The organism is Arthrobacter sp. DMZ02-1R (assembly GCF_057747935.1).
Window position 1 is genome coordinate 2,591,662 of the sequence record NZ_CM173230.1, and the last position, 18,215, is coordinate 2,609,876.

Below are 18,215 nucleotides of genomic sequence, written 5' to 3' on the forward strand. Positions count from 1 at the left end.
GAGCACAGCCAACTTTCAACGACCGCACACGAAGGGCTACTTGAATGACGAGAATGCTGATAATTGGTCCGCCCGGTTCCGGCAAAGGCACGCAGGCGGAACGGATCTCCGAACGCCTCGGCGTTGTTGCGATCTCCACCGGCGACATCTTCCGCGCCAATGTGAAGGGCGGGACGCCCCTTGGCATCGAAGCCAAGAAGTACATGGACGCCGGTGACTTTGTCCCCGACAGCGTCACCAACGAGATGGTGCGGAGCCGCCTCTGCCAGGACGACGTCGAGAACGGCTTCCTTTTGGATGGTTACCCTCGCACCACGGCGCAAGTTGATTACCTGGACGAGGTCCTGGCGAGAGGCGGGCAACTGCTGGACGTTGTCCTGCAGTTGACCGCCGATGACGACGAACTGGTCCACCGTCTGCTGGGCCGCGCCAAGGAGACGGGACGCAGCGACGACAACGAAGCCGTTATCCGCCACCGGCTGGATCTTTACCACGAGCAGACCGAAGCCGTGGTGGCCAAGTATGCCGAGCGCGGCATCCTGAGAAAGGTTGATGGCCTCGGCAGGATCGAGGACGTCACAGACAGAGTGATGACCACCATCGACAATCCCCTCGAAGTCTCGGTCGTAAGCGGACACTAAGTCCTGGAACCCCGGGCACCGGTGGTCCCGCAAAGGTGGTCGCCCATGTCGGATCCGTGTCTCGGAATCCGGCAGGGGCGACCACCTTCGGCGTATGCACCGACGATCCGGAATGTCCTAGGTGGGCCGGCTTCACTCGTTCTGGTTGGCGAAGACGATGTCCGGGACCACTGGCGCATTCTTGCGACGGTGGGTTTTAAGACAGAGGCGGCGGTCCCCGTGGGAGGGGACCGCCGCCTTTGCGGGGTGGTGTGGCGCCTTGTGTGGGCCGGTGAAATGCTTACTTCTTCAGGGATTCGGCGATCTGGGCCATGATGGTGGGGTCCGAGAGGGTGGTGGCGTCGCCGGGTTCGCGGCCTTCGGCGACGTCCTTGAGGAGGCGGCGCATGATCTTGCCCGAGCGGGTCTTGGGCAGTTCGGGGACCACGAGGATGTGCCTGGGTTTGGCGATGGGGCCGATTTCCTTGCCCACGTGGTTGCGCAGTTCGGCGACGGTGGCGTCGCCGTCGTTGACGGCGTCCCCGCGCAGGATGACGAACGCGACCACGGCCTGGCCGGTGGTCGCGTCGGAGGCCCCGACGACGGCGGCCTCCGCCACCCAGGGGTGGCTGACGAGGGCGGATTCGATCTCGGTGGTGGAGAGCCGGTGTCCGGAGACGTTCATGACGTCATCGACCCGGCCCAGGAGCCAGATGTCCCCGTCTTCGTCCTTCTTGGCGCCGTCGCCGGCGAAGTACATGCCCTCGAAGCGGGACCAGTAGGTGTCCTTGAACCGTTCCGGGTCCCCCCAGATGCCGCGCAGCATCGCGGGCCAGGGTTCGCGGACCACGAGGTAGCCGCCGTGCCCGTCCGGGACGGACTGCCCGGCCTCGTCCACGACGTCGATCGCGATGCCGGGCAGCGGGACCTGCGCGGAGCCGGGCTTGGTCGCGGTGACCCCGGGCAGGGGCGCGATCATCTGGGCCCCGGTCTCGGTCTGCCACCAGGTGTCCACGATCGGGGCGGGGTGGTCCTTCTTTTGCCCGTTCCTGCCGGCGTTGGCGCCGATGACGTCCCGGTACCACATCCAGGCCTCGGGGTTGATGGGCTCGCCCACGGAGCCCAGGACCCGGATCGAGGACAGGTCGTACTTTGCCGGGATCTCCTTGCCCCACTTCATGAAGGTCCGGATGGCCGTGGGGGCGGTGTAGAGGATGGAGACCTTGTACTTTTCCACGATTTCCCACCAGCGGCCCTGGTGCGGGGAATCCGGGGTGCCCTCGTACATGACCTGCGTGGCGCCGTTGACCAGGGGTGCGTAGGCGACGTAGGAGTGGCCGGTGACCCAGCCGACGTCGGCGGTGCACCAGAACACGTCCGTCTCCGGGTGCAGGTCGAAGACCGCCTTGTGCGTGTACGCGGTCTGGGTGAGGTACCCGCCGGTGGTGTGCAGGATGCCCTTGGGCTTGCCCGTGGTCCCGGAGGTGTAGAGGATGAAGAGCGGGTGTTCGGAGTCATGCCCGGCCGCGGTGTGCTCGCCGGACGCGGCGCCGACGGTGTCCTCCCACCACCGGTCCCGGCCCTCGTGCCAGTCCACCGGTTCCCCGTTGCGCCTGACGACCACGACGTGCTCGACCGCGTGGCCTGGCTTGGTCAGGGCCTGGTCCACGGCGGCCTTGAGCGGGCTGGGCTTGCCGCGCCGGTACGTGCCGTCCGCGGTGACCACGAGCCTGGCCTGGGCGTCATCGATCCTGGAGCGCAGGGCGTCGGCGGAGAAGCCGCCGAACACCACCGAGTGCACGGCCCCGATCCGGGCACAGGCCAGCATCGTGATCACCGCTTCCGGGATCATGGGCAGGTACACGGCCACCCGGTCGCCCTTGGCCACGCCCAGGGACTCGAACGCGTTCGCGCACCTTTTGACCTCCTCGGTCAGCTGCGCGTACGTGTAGGAGCGCGTGTCGCCGGGTTCGCCCTCGAAGTAGATCGCCACCCGGTCCCCGAGCCCGTTCTCCACATGCCGGTCCAGGGCGTTGTACGCCGCATTGACCTGCCCGCCGACGAACCACTTCGCGAACGGCGGCTCGGACCAGTCCAGGGCCTGGCCGAAGTCCGTGTCCCAGTCCAGCAGCTCCCGGGCCTGCCTCGCCCAGAACGCCGGCCGGTCCGCGGCCGCCTCGGCATACTCCCCGGCGCCCACGACGGCGTTCGCGGCGAATTCCGCGGTGGGCGCGAACTTCCGGTTCTCATGGAGAAGGTTTTCGAGGGCATCGCCGTGATGGGGTGCCCAGTACGGGGCTTCGGTTCGGGCGTTGGACATAGGTAAACTCCTTGGTTCTCTCTAGGCGGTTCTGTTGGAACGCGCGCGATTTGTGACCGGCGCGCCCGGCAAGCCAGTCCGGATATCCTTCGCGAAGCGTCAGCAACCGTCCTGTCCCCGTCTTGTGGCCAGGACGTGCTAGCCCGCCTATTCTTACCTTGAACTTTTCGTTTCCTTGCCGAGCATTCTCATTCAGTTCCCAGCGGCGGCGATTCCCCAGGTGTATGGGGGACACCGCCGCCGCTGGCACACTTGAATTCGATCAGTACTTAATGACCACGCGGCCGTCGATCTTGGCATGCTTCATTTCATCAAGGACCGCGTTGACCTCGGAGAGTTCACGCGTGGACACGGTCGGGTGGATCTTGCCCTGCGCGTAGAAGTCCAGCGCTTCCTCCAGGTCCTGCCGCGTCCCCACGATCGAGCCGCGGACGGTCAGGCCCTTGAGCACAATCTCGAAGATCGGCGCCGGGAAGTCTCCCGGCGGAAGACCGTTGAAGACGATGGTCCCGCCGCGCCTGGCCATGCCGATCGCCTGCCCGAATGCCGACGGGTGCACTGCCGTGACCAGGACGCCGTGACAGCCTCCGGTTTCGCGCTGGATGACTTCCGCAGGATCCTCGCGCAGCGCGTTGACCGTGAGCTCCGCGCCGTGCTTCCTGGCCAGGGCAAGCTTGTCATCGGCGATGTCCACCGCCGCGACACGCAGGCCCATGGCCACCGCGTACTGGACCGCAATGTGCCCCAGTCCGCCGATCCCCGAAATGGTGACCCACTGGCCCGGCCTGGCCTCGGTCATCTTCAATCCCTTGTAGACCGTGACGCCCGCGCACAGCACCGGGGCAACCTCCACGGGATCCGAACCTGCCGGAATCCTCGCGGCGAACCGGCTGTCCACCAGCATGTACTCCCCGAACGAACCGTCCACACTGTAGCCGGCGTTCTGCTGGGATTCGCACAGCGTTTCCCAGCCGGTCCGGCAGAACTGGCAGTCGCCACAGGCGGACCAGAGCCAGGCGTTACCCACAAGGTCCCCGACTGCCAGGTCGGTGACGCCTTCACCGAGGGCCACCACCTCGCCCACGCCTTCGTGGCCAGGCACGAACGGCGGCGAGGGCTTGACGGGCCAGTCCCCCGCAGCGGCGTGCAGGTCCGTGTGGCACACGCCGGTGGTCAAGACCTTGACCAGCGCTTCCCCACGGCCAGGAACGGGAATGGGAAGGGACTGGATCTGAAGGTCTTTTCCGAATTCGGTTACTACGGCTGCTTGCATTGTCGTCGTCATTGGCGAAATCCTTCGTCGTTTGTGCGTTGGTCTACGTGGTGCGGAACATGAAACTTTGGCGCTGGGGCCGGAAGAAGTCGACATACGTACCGAGTAGCCGCTGGCCACAAGGAGTTCGCTGGCGTGTCGCCGTCGTCGCCCGGACCGTCGCAGCCTGCTGGCGAAACACAGTCATCGCTACCCCGCTTCGAGCAGACGATGGAGTGTTCGACTTCAGCGTAGGGGCCGGAGGGTTGCGACCAGGTTGCAGCCTTGTGAGTCAGTTCACATGCGCCGAGGCGCTCGCGCTCACCGGGCAGGAACCCGCTGTTCACCGCCAACGGGCCTCGGCCTGGACGATGCGGCCTGGGTCGGCGGGGACGCCGCGCTTGAAGTTTGAAGACGACAAACGAATGCTGGCCCGGGGACCGCCCGCATTACCGCTGCGGCAAGTACCGAACAAACCAGTCCATGGCCAGAATCGCCGCCGCCTCCAATGTCCCGGGTTCTTCGAACAGATGGGTGGCCCCCTGGACAAGCTCCAGCTGGTTGGTGCAGCCCATCAGGTCTTTCGCCCGGCGATTGAGTTCGAGCACCCTATGATCGGCGCTGCCGACGATTAAGAGGGTCGGTGCACGGACAAAGGCGAGCCTCGCGCCAGCCAGATCCGGACGGCCTCCCCTTGAAACGACTGCGCCGATTTTCTCTCCCAGTTCGGCCGCCGCCCACAACGCGGCGCCGGCACCGGTACTCGCGCCGAAATATCCTACGCTGCACGAGGCTGTGTCCGGCCTGCTGCCAAGCCAAACCGTTGCCGCCGTCAGCCTGCGCGCAAGCAGTTCGATGTTGAACACGTTGGCACGATTGAGCTCCTCCCCGGGGCTGAGCAGGTCAAGCAGCAAGGTGCCCAAGCCCGCCCGGTGAAGCGTCGACGCGACGAATTGGTTTCGCGGACTGTGGCGGCTGCTACCGCTTCCGTGAGCGAACACCACCACTCCGGCAGCCGTTCCGGGAAGGTGAAGGTGTCCTTCGAGCCACGTACCGTCCGAATGGATTTGGACATCTTCATCGAGGCCAGGGGCTCCAGCGGTCGAAGACCCACGTTGCAGCCGCTCGGCAGCAGCGTCGAGCAGCCACACCACCTCGTCGTCGCCGGTCGGTGAGAAGTCACGGTAGTGGTAGCCGACAGCCGTGAGTCGCCGGGGCGTGGCAAGGCACACCACCTCGTCCGGCTCGTTCAATGCCGCGAGGATATCGGCGGAGGCAACAGGAACGGCCAAAATCACCCTCGCAGCCCCCAATTTCCGCGCGATGCCGCATGCCACCCTGGCAGTTGACCCGGTAGCGATCCCGTCATCGACGATGACCGCGATACGGCCGTTCAGATCAATGCGGCCTCGGCCACCCCGAAATCGTGTCACCCGGTCCTCAAGCACGGTCCGCTCCCGTCGCTCGACCGACCGCAGTTCTTCCTCCCTGACCCTCGTAGCTGAGAGGATGCGTCGGTCAAGCACATATGCGCCGTCCTCTCCGATGGCTCCCATCGCGAGTTCGGGCTGAGACGGTACTCCAAGCTTCCGCACGACGATCACATCCAGCGGCGCATCCAGGGCCACTGCCACTTCGAAGGCTACCGGAACCCCTCCCCGTGGCACCCCTAGGATTACTGCTTCCTGGCCGCGCAGATATGCCAGCCGCAGACCCAACTGCCGCCCTGCATCAGCCCTGTCTTGAAAAATGCCCATCGCCGCGACGTTCCCATCAAAACTGCCGCACGCCACGTCCAGACCAGAAATCGTCAAGCCAAAGAAGATAGACGCGGGACGGCCTCCTGATCCAACTATCCCCCACGAATCTGGACCAGGCGAGGCCTTTACGGCGAAGAACCGCTGAGGCGCCCTCTTCAGGTTCGACGGCGGATCTCGCGCCCCTCGGCGGACTGGCTCCAGGCCAAGAAACGGTCCATCCTGATAGCAAACGGCTGGCAGGGTTGGAGGTGAAGCATGCAGATTGCGCTCCTGGGGGACGTCATGCTTGGCCGACTGGTTAACGACCAACTGAAAGTGGCCGATCCTGCCTATCCCTGGGGCGATACCCTCCCAGTCCTCCAGCAGGCTGACATCAGGTTTGCCAACCTGGAATGCGTCCTCGCGGACGGCGGAACACCTGCGGCCGGCAAGCTGTATCACTTCCGCTCGGACGTCAAGAACGTGGCGAGCCTGCGGTCCGCGGCGATCGATGTGGTCTCACTGGCCAATAACCATGTGCTGGACTACGGAGTCGATGCGCTACGGGAGATGCTGCCGGCGCTCGAACAGCACGGAATCCTGCGGGCTGGGGCAGGAATGCACTTGGAAGATGCCAAGCGACCAGCAGTCCGGCGGGTGGGCCCAACTGCGGTCGGCTTCATTGCCTTTACCGACAATCAGCCGGACTGGGAGGCAAGCGCCCGCGCCCCGGGAATCTACTACGTCCCTGTGGACGCCGGCGACCGCAGGGTGAGTGACTTGTTGGAACTGGTTCGGCGGACGAAAAGCCGGGACCAACTGCTCGTCGTTTCGGCACACTGGGGTGCCAATTGGGGATCCGAGGTCCCGCTCGCGCATCGGAGTTTGGCCCGGGCACTGATAGACGCGGGAGCCGACGTCGTGTTCGGGCATTCAGCCCACATTTTCCGCGGCGTCGAAATCCACAGGAACCGTCCCATCGTCTACAGTGCCGGCGACTTTGTCGATGATTACGCGGTGGACCCGGTTGAACGCAATGATCAGGCATTCGTCTTCCTCTTGGAAACCGATGGAAGCGTACCCCGCAAGCTGCGCCTGCATCCGACAAACATCGCCAGCCTACAAACCCGACTGGCGCGCCGGAGCGCACGGAAAATTGCCGAGCGGATGCAATGGTTGAGCGGGCGCCTCGGCACGCGAAGCAGGTGGATCGAGGGCGACAAAGTCCTGGAAATACCGATTGGCGTAGATCAGCCGGAGAACGGTTCGGACACACCCACCCCCACTCGGGAGTGACAACGCGGCCATGGCTTCTGGCTGCTGCGGTTAAGAATGTCCAGAACGCGCAGAATTGCCTCCGGATGCTGGAGGTCCTAGTGTTGGGCGGTGCGGTTTAGTCAGTCTGCGCTTGATTCGTTCCGCGGCCGGAGCCTGCCGGACCTGCTCGGGGACCACACACGGCTTCTGTTCGTCGGCATTAATCCCGGTCTGCGCGCCGTCGCGGTGCAGGCGCATTTCGGCGGCGGCGGGAGCAACCGCTTCTATCCGGCTCTCTACCGGGCGGGCATCGTCGATCGGCGGATAGATGCTTCCGCGGGCTTCCTTCCCGAAGACCTCGCACATCTGCATGAGCGTGGCCTCGGCATCACATCTCTCGTCGCTGGAGCGTCGGCGCGCGCGGACGAACTCACCGCAGAACAACTCATCGCCGGAGCCGAAGCACTGTCAGAGCGGGTCGAACGCATCGCTCCGGCAGTGGTAGCGGTATTGGGAATCACCGCCTACCGGACCGCCTTCGCCCGGCCGCACGCGAGGGTCGGGCCTCAACCGGATCCCCTCGGCGGCACCCCCGTCTGGGTGGTCCCGAACCCGAGCGGACTAAACAAGCACGCGAGCCTCGCTGACCTCGCAAGCGCCTACCGGGAGGCCGCCATCGCAGCGGGCATCGAACTCTTCACGGCATCAGCATGATCGGCGCGCGCCTACTCAACTGATGGTGGATTCTCTTCGGCGTCACAAACCGTCGACGATGCCGTCGACGACGGCGCCGAACTTCCCCGACGACCCACCTGCCTTGACGAGCACGCTGAGCCCAATCACGGAGGCAAGCAGTTGGCTAGCGGCGGTGTCGGCAACCCGATCCACGCCGAATTCTCCAGACTCTTGTCCCTGTACGATTGCTTGCCGAAATACGGCCTCGATCTGCGTGAAAAGGTCGTCCGCCATGCGGTTCACCTCGACGTCGGCGGGGCCAAGCTCCGCGGCAGCATTGACCATGACACACCCCCGCTGGTGCTCGCCCACGCCGGCAAGGACAGTCATCGCCTCTTTGAGACGCGGTCCTATCGGCCCAGGCGTTGAGAACAGCTCGGCCAGGTACTCGAGTCGCCTCTCGCTGTAGCGCCGGAGAGCACGCAGGAACAGCGCATGCTTGCTCTCGAACGTGTTGTAGAGACTGCCTTTTCCGATCCCCAGCTCACTGGCCAATTCCTGCGGCGTCGTTCCGGCGTATCCCTGACGCCAGAAGAGGCCCATCGCCCTGTCGACAGCCGCCCCTGTCTCAAACTGCATCGGTCTACCCATGGGAAAAGCCTAACTTGCGTGATATTGTACTTCAAGGTCAAAAACTGTTTTTGCGACCACCATCTGGATCCAGCTGTCCTTTCAGGAAGGCACTCCTTTGTCCGCTCAACTGCCCTTGGCACACGCCGCCCCTGCGACACGCGCCCGAACGCGTGTCCCCTTGAACACCCTCGCCATCCCCCTGGGCCTGGCAGGCCTCGCCCAGGTCTGGACCGTGGCGGCTTCCGCGCTCGGGCTCCCGTTCGAACTCGGACAAGCGTTCTGGCTGATCGCTGCGATCGCCTGGATCTGGACACTCGCGGTGCACGTGCATCGCGGCACGCGCACCGATCATTCCCTCTCTCATCAGCTCACGCACTTCGCCCAGGGCCCGCTCGCGGCAATACTTCCCATCGCCGCGATGCTGCTCGGCGCGGGCCTTCACCGCACGTTCCCGCTTGCCGGAACCGTGCTGACGTTGATCTCCATCGCCGCCGCTGCCGCGTTCGCCGCATGGATTCTGAGCTTCTGGATGCGCGGGGAGATGCCACTCGAATCCGTCCATGGCGGCTACTTCCTGCCCATCAGTGCAGCCGGTTTGGTCGGTGCACTCGCCGCTGGCGAGACGGGGCTTGACTGGCTCGCCGTCGGAAGCTTCGCCGTCGGCATCTTCTTCTGGCTGGTGATCTCCGTGTTCTTCTTCCTCCGCCTCGCGCTCCGCCCCGCCATGCCTGCAGCGCTGGTCCCGACCCTCGCGATCATGATCGCTCCCCCGGCCGTCGCATCAGCAGCGTGGCTTACGATCTCAGGCGGCCAGCCCGATCATCTGTTCGAGGGGTTGTCGGCGATGACAGTATTCATGGTGCTAATCCAGATAATGCTCTTGCCGCGCTACCGCACACTGCCGTTCTCGCTCGGCTTCTGGTCATTCACCTTCCCCGCAGCCAGCGTCGGTGCACTCGCCATCACCTGGCTGCACCTACTCCAACCGTTTGCCTGGCAGGCCATCACAATAGGAGTGCTCGCCGCCGTTACCCTCCTCGTCGTGTCGATCGCGACGAAGTCGATCCTCCTGCTCATCGCCACGACCCGCGCGGCACGGCGACAGCCGAGTCCGGCGACACAACCAGCGCTTTTGGACCAGGTGCTCGGTGACCGGTGCCTTTGAGGCAGGTCCGTCCTTACAATTAATTGCGGGGTCCTTCGGCATCACGCCGCGACCCGCGGACGAAGGAGAGCCATCATGGGTTGGGGAGAGAGGATTCACCACGCTTCCGGGAAATTCCACCGAAGGGCGGCGGAAACAGCAGGCGAGGCCACCGGCAATGACCGGCTGGGGGCTGAGGGCAAGGCCCGTCGCGTCAGAGTTGATCTGAAGAATGCAGGCGAAAAGATCAAAGGCGCCTTCAGGAAGCACTGATCCGCCGACGCAGGGCAAGAGGGCGCGGGCCGCACGGACCGCGCCCTCTCCGTGTCTGCACCCAATCTCAAGCAGATCTACGGCGGCGCGGCCGCGTTCCTTTTCGTCCGGCGGACGTACGAGATCTTCGTCGGCTGCTGGGGAGCGATGACCGACCCGAACGCGAACCCGATCGCCTACCGAGCGGTTCTTTCGCCGCTATGGACTCCGCTAGGAGAGAAGGACATCATGAAATCAGGCGTGAGGATCCCATCTCCGGCGGCGCAAATGGAGGCGGTCCCGCGTGTTGGAGGCTTTACGTATGCCCGGCAAATCTGTGCCAGCGGAACACACCGCATCAAGTAGTCCGGCCAAGCCGGACGATCATTTCCTCGCGGATTACTACGAGCACGTGGACCCCGAGGAACTCCTCAGCTATCGCGGAGAAACTTTGGAGCGTCGGGCACGGCACCATCTTTCGCTGGGCTCGGTGCTGCGTCCGGGGGCATCGAGGGTGGATGTCCTCAACGAACCACACGCCAGCGTAGTGTTCGTGGTGGCCGAAGGCGCGCTGCAGGTGGTCCATTCGATCACCTCGGAGCTAGCCCGCGAAGGAGCGACGGTCCGGTTGCTCGTCCATCCCTCATTCCAAGTCCTTCGGGATCCGGCAACCTATGAGCTGCTCGAGATCCGCAACGCACCGCCGCGCGCCGGACTTGCTTCCGAGCTGCAGGATTCCGCCGTCACGGAAACTTGGGTTGCAGTCGAAATCGGCAGGCTGCCTAGATCGTCCAACTCCGCGGACGTCATCGCGAATGTCCAAAGGGTTCTTGCCGATGTCCGTGCAGTTACAGAAGACGCTCCTGCTCTGAAGGAACAAGTGGCTGCCGCCGTCGAATCCTTAGCCGCCTTCCCGCGCGGTTGCGCGCCGTCAGCCGAACAGCTCGGGGAGCTCCTGGTGTGGTTGGACCGAGGGAACTTTATTTTCCAGGGATACTGCGAATACAGCTTGACCGCAGGGACGGAGGGCCCGCCTCTTGAACTCCGCACGGGCACGGCACTGGGCCTTTTGCGCAGGCAGAATCCACCGCGCAGTTCAGACGAGTCTGCGTTGGGGGGTTCGCAAGTGCTTGCCCTTTACGCTTCCGCTCTTCGATCCTCAATTCCGGAACCCTCTTACCTGGACGAAATCCGTCTCCCGATGTTCGATGGTGCCGGAGTCGTCAACGGTGAACGCCGGTTTGTTGGAGTTTTCGCCCCGGGAACGGCGGATCAATCAGTACGTCGCATTCCGGTGATCCGGGACAAGGCCGTTCACCTTCGTGACAGGCTAGGTTTCGCTCCGGCGTCAACCCAAGAAAAAAAATTACTTGCCGCACTGGGGTCGTTAGCTCTTGAGGAACTGTTCAACAGCGACGAAGACGAGCTGACCCGGCTGGCGGCTGAGATTCTGCGCCTTCAGAAACGCCGTGAGACAAGGCTGCTCCTACGCTTCGACAACCACGGTCCCTTCATGACAGTTCTGATGTTCCTTCCTCGCAACCGCTACAACACGGCGGTGCAGCTCAAGATTGAAGAGGAGCTCAAAGAAGCCTCGAAGGCCTCATCGCTTGAATTTGAGGTCCGACTCACCGGATCACACATGGCGCGCATCTTCGTCCGCGTACTTTTGCCCGCCGACGCAAAACCAGAGACCATCGATACGGCTGCCCTGGAGCAGACACTCATCAATACCACCCGGACCTGGGCCGAAGGACTTGCCGAAGCCCTGCGGGAACGCATGCCCTCCAGCCAGGCCACAAGGCTGTCTGTGCTCTGGGCCGATGCCTTCCCTGCCAGCTACCGGGCAGACTTCGAGATCGCAGACGCCATTGAAGACATCGAGAAATTTGAACAATACAATCTGGACGGCACCGGCGGCCGACCCCTGGGCGATCCTGTATTGGCCATCCGTCCCAGCGCTACTCAGGCCGAGGCCGACGACACGCGGATTCGCCTTTATCTCACCAGTGCCCGAAGCTTAAGCCAGATCCTGCCGTTCCTCCACAACCTGGGACTTCAGGTGCTCAACCAGCGCCCTTTCGAGGTCCTGCGCGGCAACACACTGCCGCTGTTTCTCTATGACCTGGGCGTGAAGTATCCGCCTGGCGTGGATCCCGCTCGAACCGGATCCTTGCTCGCGGACGCGTTCGGGGCAGCCATGCGCGGTGACGCGGAATCTGACCGCTTCGACGCCCTGGTCCTTCAGGAGAACCTTGATTGGCGGCACGTCGTGATCCTCCGTGGCTACGCCAAGTATCTCCAACAACTGGGAACCACCAACTCCTACGGCTTCATCGCGGATACTTTCCTGGCCAACGCGAAGGCGACCCACGCACTACTGGACCTGTTCAGAGCCCGCTTCCATCCAGCGCTTGGCATCACCCGGCGGCTCCGCGAAACGAGGGCCGCCCGGGAAGAAGTGGCCGAGGCGATCGATGCTGTCACCTCCTTGGACGCAGACCGTCTGCTACGGACCTTCCTGAATCTCGTCGAAGCGACGACGAGGACCAACTTCTACCGCGACCGGCCGTACCTGAGCCTCAAGCTCCGGCCCTCCACGATTCAAGGCGCCCCGTACCCACGTCCGCAGTTCGAGATCTGGGTGTATTCGCCCAGGGTCGAAGGCGTGCACCTTCGCTTCGGGCCGGTGGCGCGCGGGGGCCTGCGATGGTCGGACCGACGCGAGGATTTCCGCACCGAAGTCCTCGGCCTCGCCAAGGTCCAGATCGTCAAGAACTCGGTGATCGTCCCCACCGGCGCGAAGGGCGGCTTCTACCCGAAGCTGCTTCCCGCTCCGGAGTCAAACCGCGTGGCATGGCTCGAAGAAGGCATTGAGAGCTACAAGGACTTCCTTCGCGGGCTCCTCGATGTCACGGACAACCTGGCCCCGCCCGACGTCGCCGTGCCCCCTGACGCTGGCGGCACACGGGGAGCGGTGGGACGCGTCATCCCACCTCCCAACGTGGTACGGCACGACGACGACGACTACTACCTCGTGGTCGCGGCCGACAAAGGGACCGCGACATTCTCCGACATCGCCAACGAGGTGGCCCAGGAATACGGCTTCTGGCTGGGCGACGCGTTCGCCTCGGGCGGCTCGGTCGGCTACGACCACAAGCAGATGGGCATCACCGCCCGGGGTGCCTGGGCGTCTGCGAAACAGCACTTCAGCGAACTCGGAATCGATGCCCAGAACGAAGACTTCACCGTGGTCGGCATCGGCGACATGAGCGGGGACGTCTTCGGCAACGGCATGCTGCTCTCGGACCGCATCCGGCTCGTGGCCGCCTTCGACCACCGGCACATCTTCCTGAACCCCGCACCCGACGCGGCGTCCGCCCTTGAGGAACGCCGCCGCCTCTTCAACCTGCCGCGCTCGTCGTGGGCTGACTACGCCCCCGGGCTTCTCAGCCCCGGCGGCGGCGTGTACCCGCGCACCGCCAAGTCGATCCCCATCAGCCCAGAGGTGCGATCGACTTTGGGGATCGCCCCGACGACGACGGCGATGACCCCGCCCGAACTCATCCAGGCCATCCTGCGCGCGCCCGTTGATCTGATCTACAACGGCGGGATCGGAACCTACGTCAAGGCCGCCGCAGAAACCAACAGTGAGGTGGGCGACAAAGCCAACGATGCGATACGGATCAACGGCAACGAACTCCGGGCACGGATCGTGGTCGAGGGCGGCAACCTCGGGATGACTCAACAGGGACGGGTGGAGGCTGCACTCAACGGAGTCCTCCTGAACACCGACGCGATCGACAACTCCGCCGGAGTGGACTGCTCCGACCACGAGGTCAACATCAAAATCTTTATCGACCGCATGATCGCGGCAGGCAAGATGGCCGCCGGCGAACGCGCCGACTTCCTGCACTCGCTCACCGGCGACGTAGCCCGCCTCGTGCTGGAGAACAGCCGTGACCAGAACGTCCTGCTCGTCAATGACCGTGCCCTTGTCCTCAACTGGAGCCCGGGCTTCGACGTCAACTGGAGCCCCGGTTTCGAGCGGACCATGGACTGGCTGGAAAGAGCCACGGACCTGGACCGGAGTCGTGAGGCTTTGCCCAGCACGGACAAGCTCCGTGCAAGGCTGCAGGCGGGCAAGGGGCTTACCTCCCCCGAGCTGTCCGTCCTGGCCGCCTACGCCAAGATCGCACTCGCCAAGGAACTCAGCGGGAGCGACGTCACCGACGACCCCTGGTTCGACCGGGTCCTCCGAAGCTACTTCCCTCCCCAGATCGCGGACCGTTTCGGAACCGAGCTGGAAACTCACCCCCTGCGTCGGCAGATCATCTGCACCGTCCTCGCCAACGACATTATCAATCTCGGAGGAATCACCTTCGCTTTCCGGGCCATCGAGGAAACCACCGGGAGCGCCGCCGCTCTGGCAAGGGCCTTCGTTTCAGTGCGCGAGGCCTTCGACCTTCACTGGGTCCCGGACTGGATGGCAGGTCTTCCGCCCGCCGTTCCGGCCGAAAATGCGGCGGAACTCGCCCTGTATGTGCGGAGGATGTTGGACCGGGCGACGCGCTGGTACATGACCCATGACCATCGGGACCAGGCAGTGGAACTGGCCCTCAGCCGGATCATGGCGGCCATGGACCTCCGGCGTCACCGAACCGTGGTCTATTTGCGCGGCGACGACATCGACCTTGGACAAGACCTTCTGACACGCTGGGAGGCCATTGGGATCCCGCCGGACATTGCGCGGCGCGCGTTTGAAGTTGTCCTGAGCTTCACTTTGCTGGATATCTCCGTCATTGCCGAGCAGATCCATGAGCCTATCGAGGATATTGCCGACCTCTACTCCGCCGCATTCCAGCGCATCGGGGCCCTGAAGTTGCTTCTAAGAATCACCGACCTTCCTGTGCAGAACCGATGGGAGACACTGTCCAGGGCAGCCTTGCGCGACGACGTGTACACGGCCGTGGCCGACATGACGATCTCGGTTCTCAAAACAACACGCAGCAGCAGTCCCGAGCGGGCCGATTCCACGGAACGGATCGTGGAATGGGAACGCGGACGCCAGGAGCAGCTCGCACGGATCAAGGACATTTTCGCCGAAGTCACCCAGCCCGGTCCGGTGGACATCCATTCGATCTCCGTCGCACTCAAGCTTCTGAGGACCCTCGTGCGACACTGAACTAACCGTGCTCCCCACGCGGCGCCACGAGGCGATGGCATTCGCGACCGCGCCTGTGGGCAGACTGCGGCGATGGAGGTGCCGCTACGCTCGGTCCTCTGGACTCGGGGGTCGGCACACCAGCAGCTCTCCGTGGCCGCTGACCGCGATCGGTCCTATGGAGTGAGGCGCCACCGCTGTTCGGCCGGCAGGCATTGCCTCTCCAGCGGTGACGAGGTCCCCGCGCACCGCGACCAGGACAGCGAAGCCCGGGGCGATCTCTTGCCGTCCGTCTACGAGGATGCGCTCGATGCGGAAGTATGGATCCGCCGCTCGGGGCAGCACTGATCCTGCGCTCGGGGCGCGGATAAGCAGTTTGTCGAGCTCCTCCTGGTCGAGATGCCGGTGGGACACTGCATTGAGTGCCAAATCGAAGCCGAGCCCCAGATGACCCTCTGCCGGACCGTCGAGATCGAAGTCTCTCCATTCGAGGAGGATCGACAGGTCTTCCGGTTCCTGCACTTCGAGGAGGAGTACGCCCTCGCCGATGGCGTGCAATTGGCATGGCGGGACGAATACGACGTCACCTGGTGCGACGTCGACGGGGTTCAGAAGGCTCAGCAGGCTCTCGGAGTCTTGCCGCTCGACGAGGTTGCGCAATTCCGGGCCTTCCACGTCTCGATTGAGGCCAAGGTGGACTGTGCCTCCTCGGAGGATGTACCACGCCTCGGCCTTGCCGTGGGCGTGGCCTAAGTGCGTGGCGGCGAAGCTTCCGTCGGGATGGGCGTGTACGGGCAGGCGTTGGCCGGCGTCGAGCAGCTTGACGAGCAATCGCGTATCCGGTCCGAAGGCAGCCAGATGCTCGGCCCCCAGCCATCCCTGCGGATCCTTTTCAATCGCTGTAGGCATCGGGACGCCGTTCGGAAGCGTGGTGATCCCCACACCTGGCTCTCCGAACACGGAGGTTGTGGAGGCAATCCAATCCTCGGGTTCATGGCTTTCAGCCGGCGGCTCACCGCGGAACTCGGTGATCTGGCGGCCACCTCGGTAGAAGCGGTTGGCCGGGCGATTGGATGGCAGGACGATCAAGTCCACACTGATGCTCCTTCAGTAGCAAGGGCGCCAAGGAATCCACCGACGAACGAGTCCCCGAGTCCGACGGTGGTAGGTGTACGGACCGAGATGGCCCGAGCCGCGACGGCGTGAAGGCCTGGACCGGAGATCGCGGCAGCCAGAACCGCGCCCACTTCGTTGAGCGGCAAGTCCGTGGTTCCTGCATATTGCTCCACGGTGAAGTCGTCGCCGTAGCGGTAGCGCGTACTCGCCATGGCTATCCCTCCGGCGAGCGCAGGGGCGCATCGCTCGGCGTGTCTTCCGGCGGCCAGCGCCCAGTACTTCGTGTGGACTACGAGCGTCCGGGCCGGAATGATGACCGAGAGGTCCCCCAATGCTTTCCGCACCGCGACAGGGTCCAGTAGGTCGACCCCGCGGCCGAGGTGCGCTTGCATCTCGTCCTCGTTCATTCCGTAGACGTCGATTCGGTCGAGCAATGCGGTGCGCACGAGGGCGCTCAAGGCAGGCCTATGGAACCCCGCATCCTCGTAGTACACGAAGGCGCCACCGGGCAACGCATCCAGCACTGATCGCAGTTCCGCGAGCCGGACAACCAGCACCCCCTCGTCTTGCATGGCGTTCAGACCGGACAGCAGGACGATGTGCGCCTCGGCGAGCACCCCAGGCAGGTCCGTGCTGAGGCGCATTTGGGAGTTCGGCGGGTCGTTGACATAGATGAGGCGGTTGGGGAAGGGTGCGACGAGCTCGGTGTCACCAACCCGGACTCGCGCCCCCTCCTCCCACTGCACGATCACGTGTGGCTCAATCGAGTCGTGCTCGGCGCTGGTGATCCACGAACACTCTGCAGGAAGCAGTCGCCTGAAGTGCTCGTTCACGCTGACCAGATGGAGGGTCGACGGCATGCCGAGACACGCAAGGGCGAGTCCGGCCCTCACACCAGTTCCTCCCAGCGTCACCTTGTGTGGAAACCGCGAGGCGAACGTCTCCAAGGCGTTGGCGGAGGCAACGTGCCGCTCCCCCCCGGCGCCCCGCCGGAAGTACCCGAGCACGGACAGCACCAGACTCCGTTCGTCGACGATCGGCGTGGTGTTCCCGAGTTCCTCGGTACGGATGTCGTAGCTCGCGATGAGGTCCTCGATCACTTGGGACGACCAGGCGATTTCGTAGTCAACACTGCCGCCGAGTCCGAGTACTAGGCGCGGCGTCATGTCAGTACAGCTTTGCCTTGCCGGCAGCGTTGAACAGGTCGATCTTCTCAGCCGCGGTGATCTTCATGGCCTCGATGCACGGCGGCTGGATGCTGTTCGGCTCACGCAGACGCTCGTCCGTGCCGAGGATCTCGCGCATGCGGTTGTGGTAGCTGACCTTGATGTCGCTGGAGATGTTGATCTTATTGATGCCGAGCGATACCGCACGGGCCAACTCCGCATCGGGGTTGCCGGATCCGCCGTGCAGCACGAGCGGGATGCCCACCGCCGCCTTGATCTGCTCAAGCAGGTCGTGGCGCAGCTCGGGCTTCTTTGAGGCCGGGTACAGGCCGTGCGACGTCCCGATCGCGATCGCGAGGCTGTCGACACCGGTCTCCTCGACAAAACGCACCGCGTCGTCGACGTTGGTGTAGATGATCTCGGCCGCCCCGGACTCGCCGTAGCTGTCGTTCGCGCCGATCGTGCCGAGCTCGCCCTCGACCTGAATGCCTACGGCGTGCGCCGCCTCCACAACCTTGCGGGTGAGAGCGACGTTATCCTCGAACGGCAGCAGCGACGCGTCGATCATGACCGAGGTGAAGCCGGATTGGATCGCCGTGATGATCTGCTCGTAGGTGCCGCCGTGGTCCCAGTGAATCGCGACCGGTACGCTCGACCGGTGAGCGCGCGCACGAATCGCGGCGATGAGGTCGGTCGTGATATGCGCGACCTCATCCGGGTGGATGGCGATGATGACGGGGGCTTCCTTCTCCTCGCTGATGTCCATGACGCCAAGAAACATCGCCCAGTCGCTGATGTTGAAGGCCGGGATGGCGAAGTTGTTCTGGTTCGCGATGTCCAGGATGGTCTTTCCGTCGACGAGCATTGGTTTCTCCTT

The 18,215-nt window shown here is 64.1% G+C and carries 13 protein-coding genes; 6 read left to right on the forward strand and 7 right to left on the reverse strand.

What is annotated here, in order from left to right; genetic code table 11:
- The first annotated feature begins 53 nt into the window (after window positions 1-53).
- Complete coding sequence (locus tag AC3ANQ_RS12575; RefSeq protein ID WP_488301356.1) at window positions 54-641, forward strand: adenylate kinase; 588 nt, start codon at window positions 54-56, stop codon at window positions 639-641.
- Window positions 642-921: 280 nt separating this feature from the next.
- Here the strand turns inward: AC3ANQ_RS12575 and acs are convergent, their stop codons facing one another.
- The 3 genes from acs to AC3ANQ_RS12590 form a co-directional block, all read right to left on the reverse strand.
- Window positions 922-2,940, reverse strand: coding sequence for an acetate--CoA ligase (gene acs / locus AC3ANQ_RS12580; RefSeq protein ID WP_488301357.1), 2,019 nt, complete (start codon window positions 2,938-2,940; stop codon window positions 922-924).
- Between the two features lie 262 nt (window positions 2,941-3,202).
- Window positions 3,203-4,225, reverse strand: a complete 1,023-nt coding sequence (gene adhP / locus AC3ANQ_RS12585; RefSeq protein ID WP_488301358.1) for an alcohol dehydrogenase AdhP — start codon at window positions 4,223-4,225, stop codon at window positions 3,203-3,205.
- 416 nt (window positions 4,226-4,641) lie between these two features.
- The gene (locus AC3ANQ_RS12590; RefSeq protein WP_488305318.1) at window positions 4,642-5,949 is read right to left on the reverse strand and encodes a phosphoribosyltransferase family protein; all 1,308 of its coding nucleotides are present in this window, start codon (window positions 5,947-5,949) and stop codon (window positions 4,642-4,644) included.
- Between the two features lie 258 nt (window positions 5,950-6,207).
- On the opposite strand from AC3ANQ_RS12590, the gene AC3ANQ_RS12595 reads away from it, so the two are divergent.
- Entirely contained in the window at window positions 6,208-7,227 is a 1,020-nt protein-coding gene (locus AC3ANQ_RS12595) for a CapA family protein (protein WP_488301359.1), read from the forward strand.
- 90 nt (window positions 7,228-7,317) lie between these two features.
- Window positions 7,318-7,902, forward strand: coding sequence for a mismatch-specific DNA-glycosylase (locus AC3ANQ_RS12600; protein ID WP_488301360.1), 585 nt, complete (start codon window positions 7,318-7,320; stop codon window positions 7,900-7,902).
- A gap of 42 nt (window positions 7,903-7,944) precedes the next feature.
- Here the strand turns inward: AC3ANQ_RS12600 and AC3ANQ_RS12605 are convergent, their stop codons facing one another.
- A complete protein-coding gene (locus tag AC3ANQ_RS12605; RefSeq protein ID WP_488301361.1) occupies window positions 7,945-8,502 on the reverse strand; it encodes a TetR/AcrR family transcriptional regulator in 558 nt (185 codons plus the stop codon).
- A 172-nt stretch (window positions 8,503-8,674) separates the two neighbouring features.
- Between AC3ANQ_RS12605 and AC3ANQ_RS12610 the strand changes: the two genes are divergently transcribed.
- The 3 genes from AC3ANQ_RS12610 (at window position 8,675) to AC3ANQ_RS12620 (ending at window position 15,077) form a co-directional block, all read left to right on the forward strand.
- On the forward strand, window positions 8,675-9,661 hold the full coding sequence (locus AC3ANQ_RS12610; RefSeq protein ID WP_488301362.1) for an SLAC1 family transporter: 987 nt from the start codon (window positions 8,675-8,677) through the stop codon (window positions 9,659-9,661).
- Between the two features lie 303 nt (window positions 9,662-9,964).
- A complete protein-coding gene (locus AC3ANQ_RS12615) occupies window positions 9,965-10,258 on the forward strand; it encodes a hypothetical protein (RefSeq protein ID WP_488301363.1) in 294 nt (97 codons plus the stop codon).
- Window positions 10,215-15,077, forward strand: coding sequence for an NAD-glutamate dehydrogenase (locus AC3ANQ_RS12620; RefSeq protein WP_488301364.1), 4,863 nt, complete (start codon window positions 10,215-10,217; stop codon window positions 15,075-15,077). Before AC3ANQ_RS12615 ends, AC3ANQ_RS12620 begins: the two co-directional genes overlap by 44 nt.
- An 84-nt stretch (window positions 15,078-15,161) precedes the next feature.
- Here the strand turns inward: AC3ANQ_RS12620 and AC3ANQ_RS12625 are convergent, their stop codons facing one another.
- Genes AC3ANQ_RS12625 through AC3ANQ_RS12635 form a run of 3 tightly spaced genes read right to left on the reverse strand, consistent with a single transcriptional unit; the run spans window position 15,162 to window position 18,203 of the window.
- Window positions 15,162-16,151, reverse strand: a complete 990-nt coding sequence (locus tag AC3ANQ_RS12625; protein WP_488301365.1) for a class I mannose-6-phosphate isomerase — start codon at window positions 16,149-16,151, stop codon at window positions 15,162-15,164.
- Entirely contained in the window at window positions 16,142-17,338 is a 1,197-nt protein-coding gene (locus AC3ANQ_RS12630) for an ADP-dependent glucokinase/phosphofructokinase (protein ID WP_488301366.1), read from the reverse strand. The genes AC3ANQ_RS12625 and AC3ANQ_RS12630 overlap by 10 nt, the downstream gene beginning before the upstream one ends.
- Window position 17,339: 1 nt before the next feature.
- Window positions 17,340-18,203: a ketose-bisphosphate aldolase gene (locus AC3ANQ_RS12635; protein WP_488301367.1), complete on the reverse strand. Its 864-nt coding sequence runs from the start codon at window positions 18,201-18,203 to the stop codon at window positions 17,340-17,342.
- Window positions 18,204-18,215 lie beyond the last annotated feature (12 nt).

Bases quoted from the DNA above. Each gene is read 5' to 3' on its own strand.
- AC3ANQ_RS12635 (WP_488301367.1), bottom strand. From the start codon at position 18,203: ATGCTCGTCGACGGAAAGACCATCCTGGACATCGCGAACCAGAACAAC.
- acs (WP_488301357.1), bottom strand. From the start codon at position 2,940: ATGTCCAACGCCCGAACCGAAGCCCCGTACTGGGCACCCCATCACGGC.
- AC3ANQ_RS12590 (WP_488305318.1), bottom strand. From the start codon at position 5,949: ATGGGCATTTTTCAAGACAGGGCTGATGCAGGGCGGCAGTTGGGTCTG.
- AC3ANQ_RS12605 (WP_488301361.1), bottom strand. From the start codon at position 8,502: ATGCAGTTTGAGACAGGGGCGGCTGTCGACAGGGCGATGGGCCTCTTC.
- AC3ANQ_RS12575 (WP_488301356.1), top strand. From the start codon at position 54: ATGCTGATAATTGGTCCGCCCGGTTCCGGCAAAGGCACGCAGGCGGAA.
- adhP (WP_488301358.1), bottom strand. From the start codon at position 4,225: ATGACGACGACAATGCAAGCAGCCGTAGTAACCGAATTCGGAAAAGAC.
- AC3ANQ_RS12620 (WP_488301364.1), top strand. From the start codon at position 10,215: ATGCCCGGCAAATCTGTGCCAGCGGAACACACCGCATCAAGTAGTCCG.
- AC3ANQ_RS12595 (WP_488301359.1), top strand. From the start codon at position 6,208: ATGCAGATTGCGCTCCTGGGGGACGTCATGCTTGGCCGACTGGTTAAC.
- AC3ANQ_RS12630 (WP_488301366.1), bottom strand. From the start codon at position 17,338: ATGACGCCGCGCCTAGTACTCGGACTCGGCGGCAGTGTTGACTACGAA.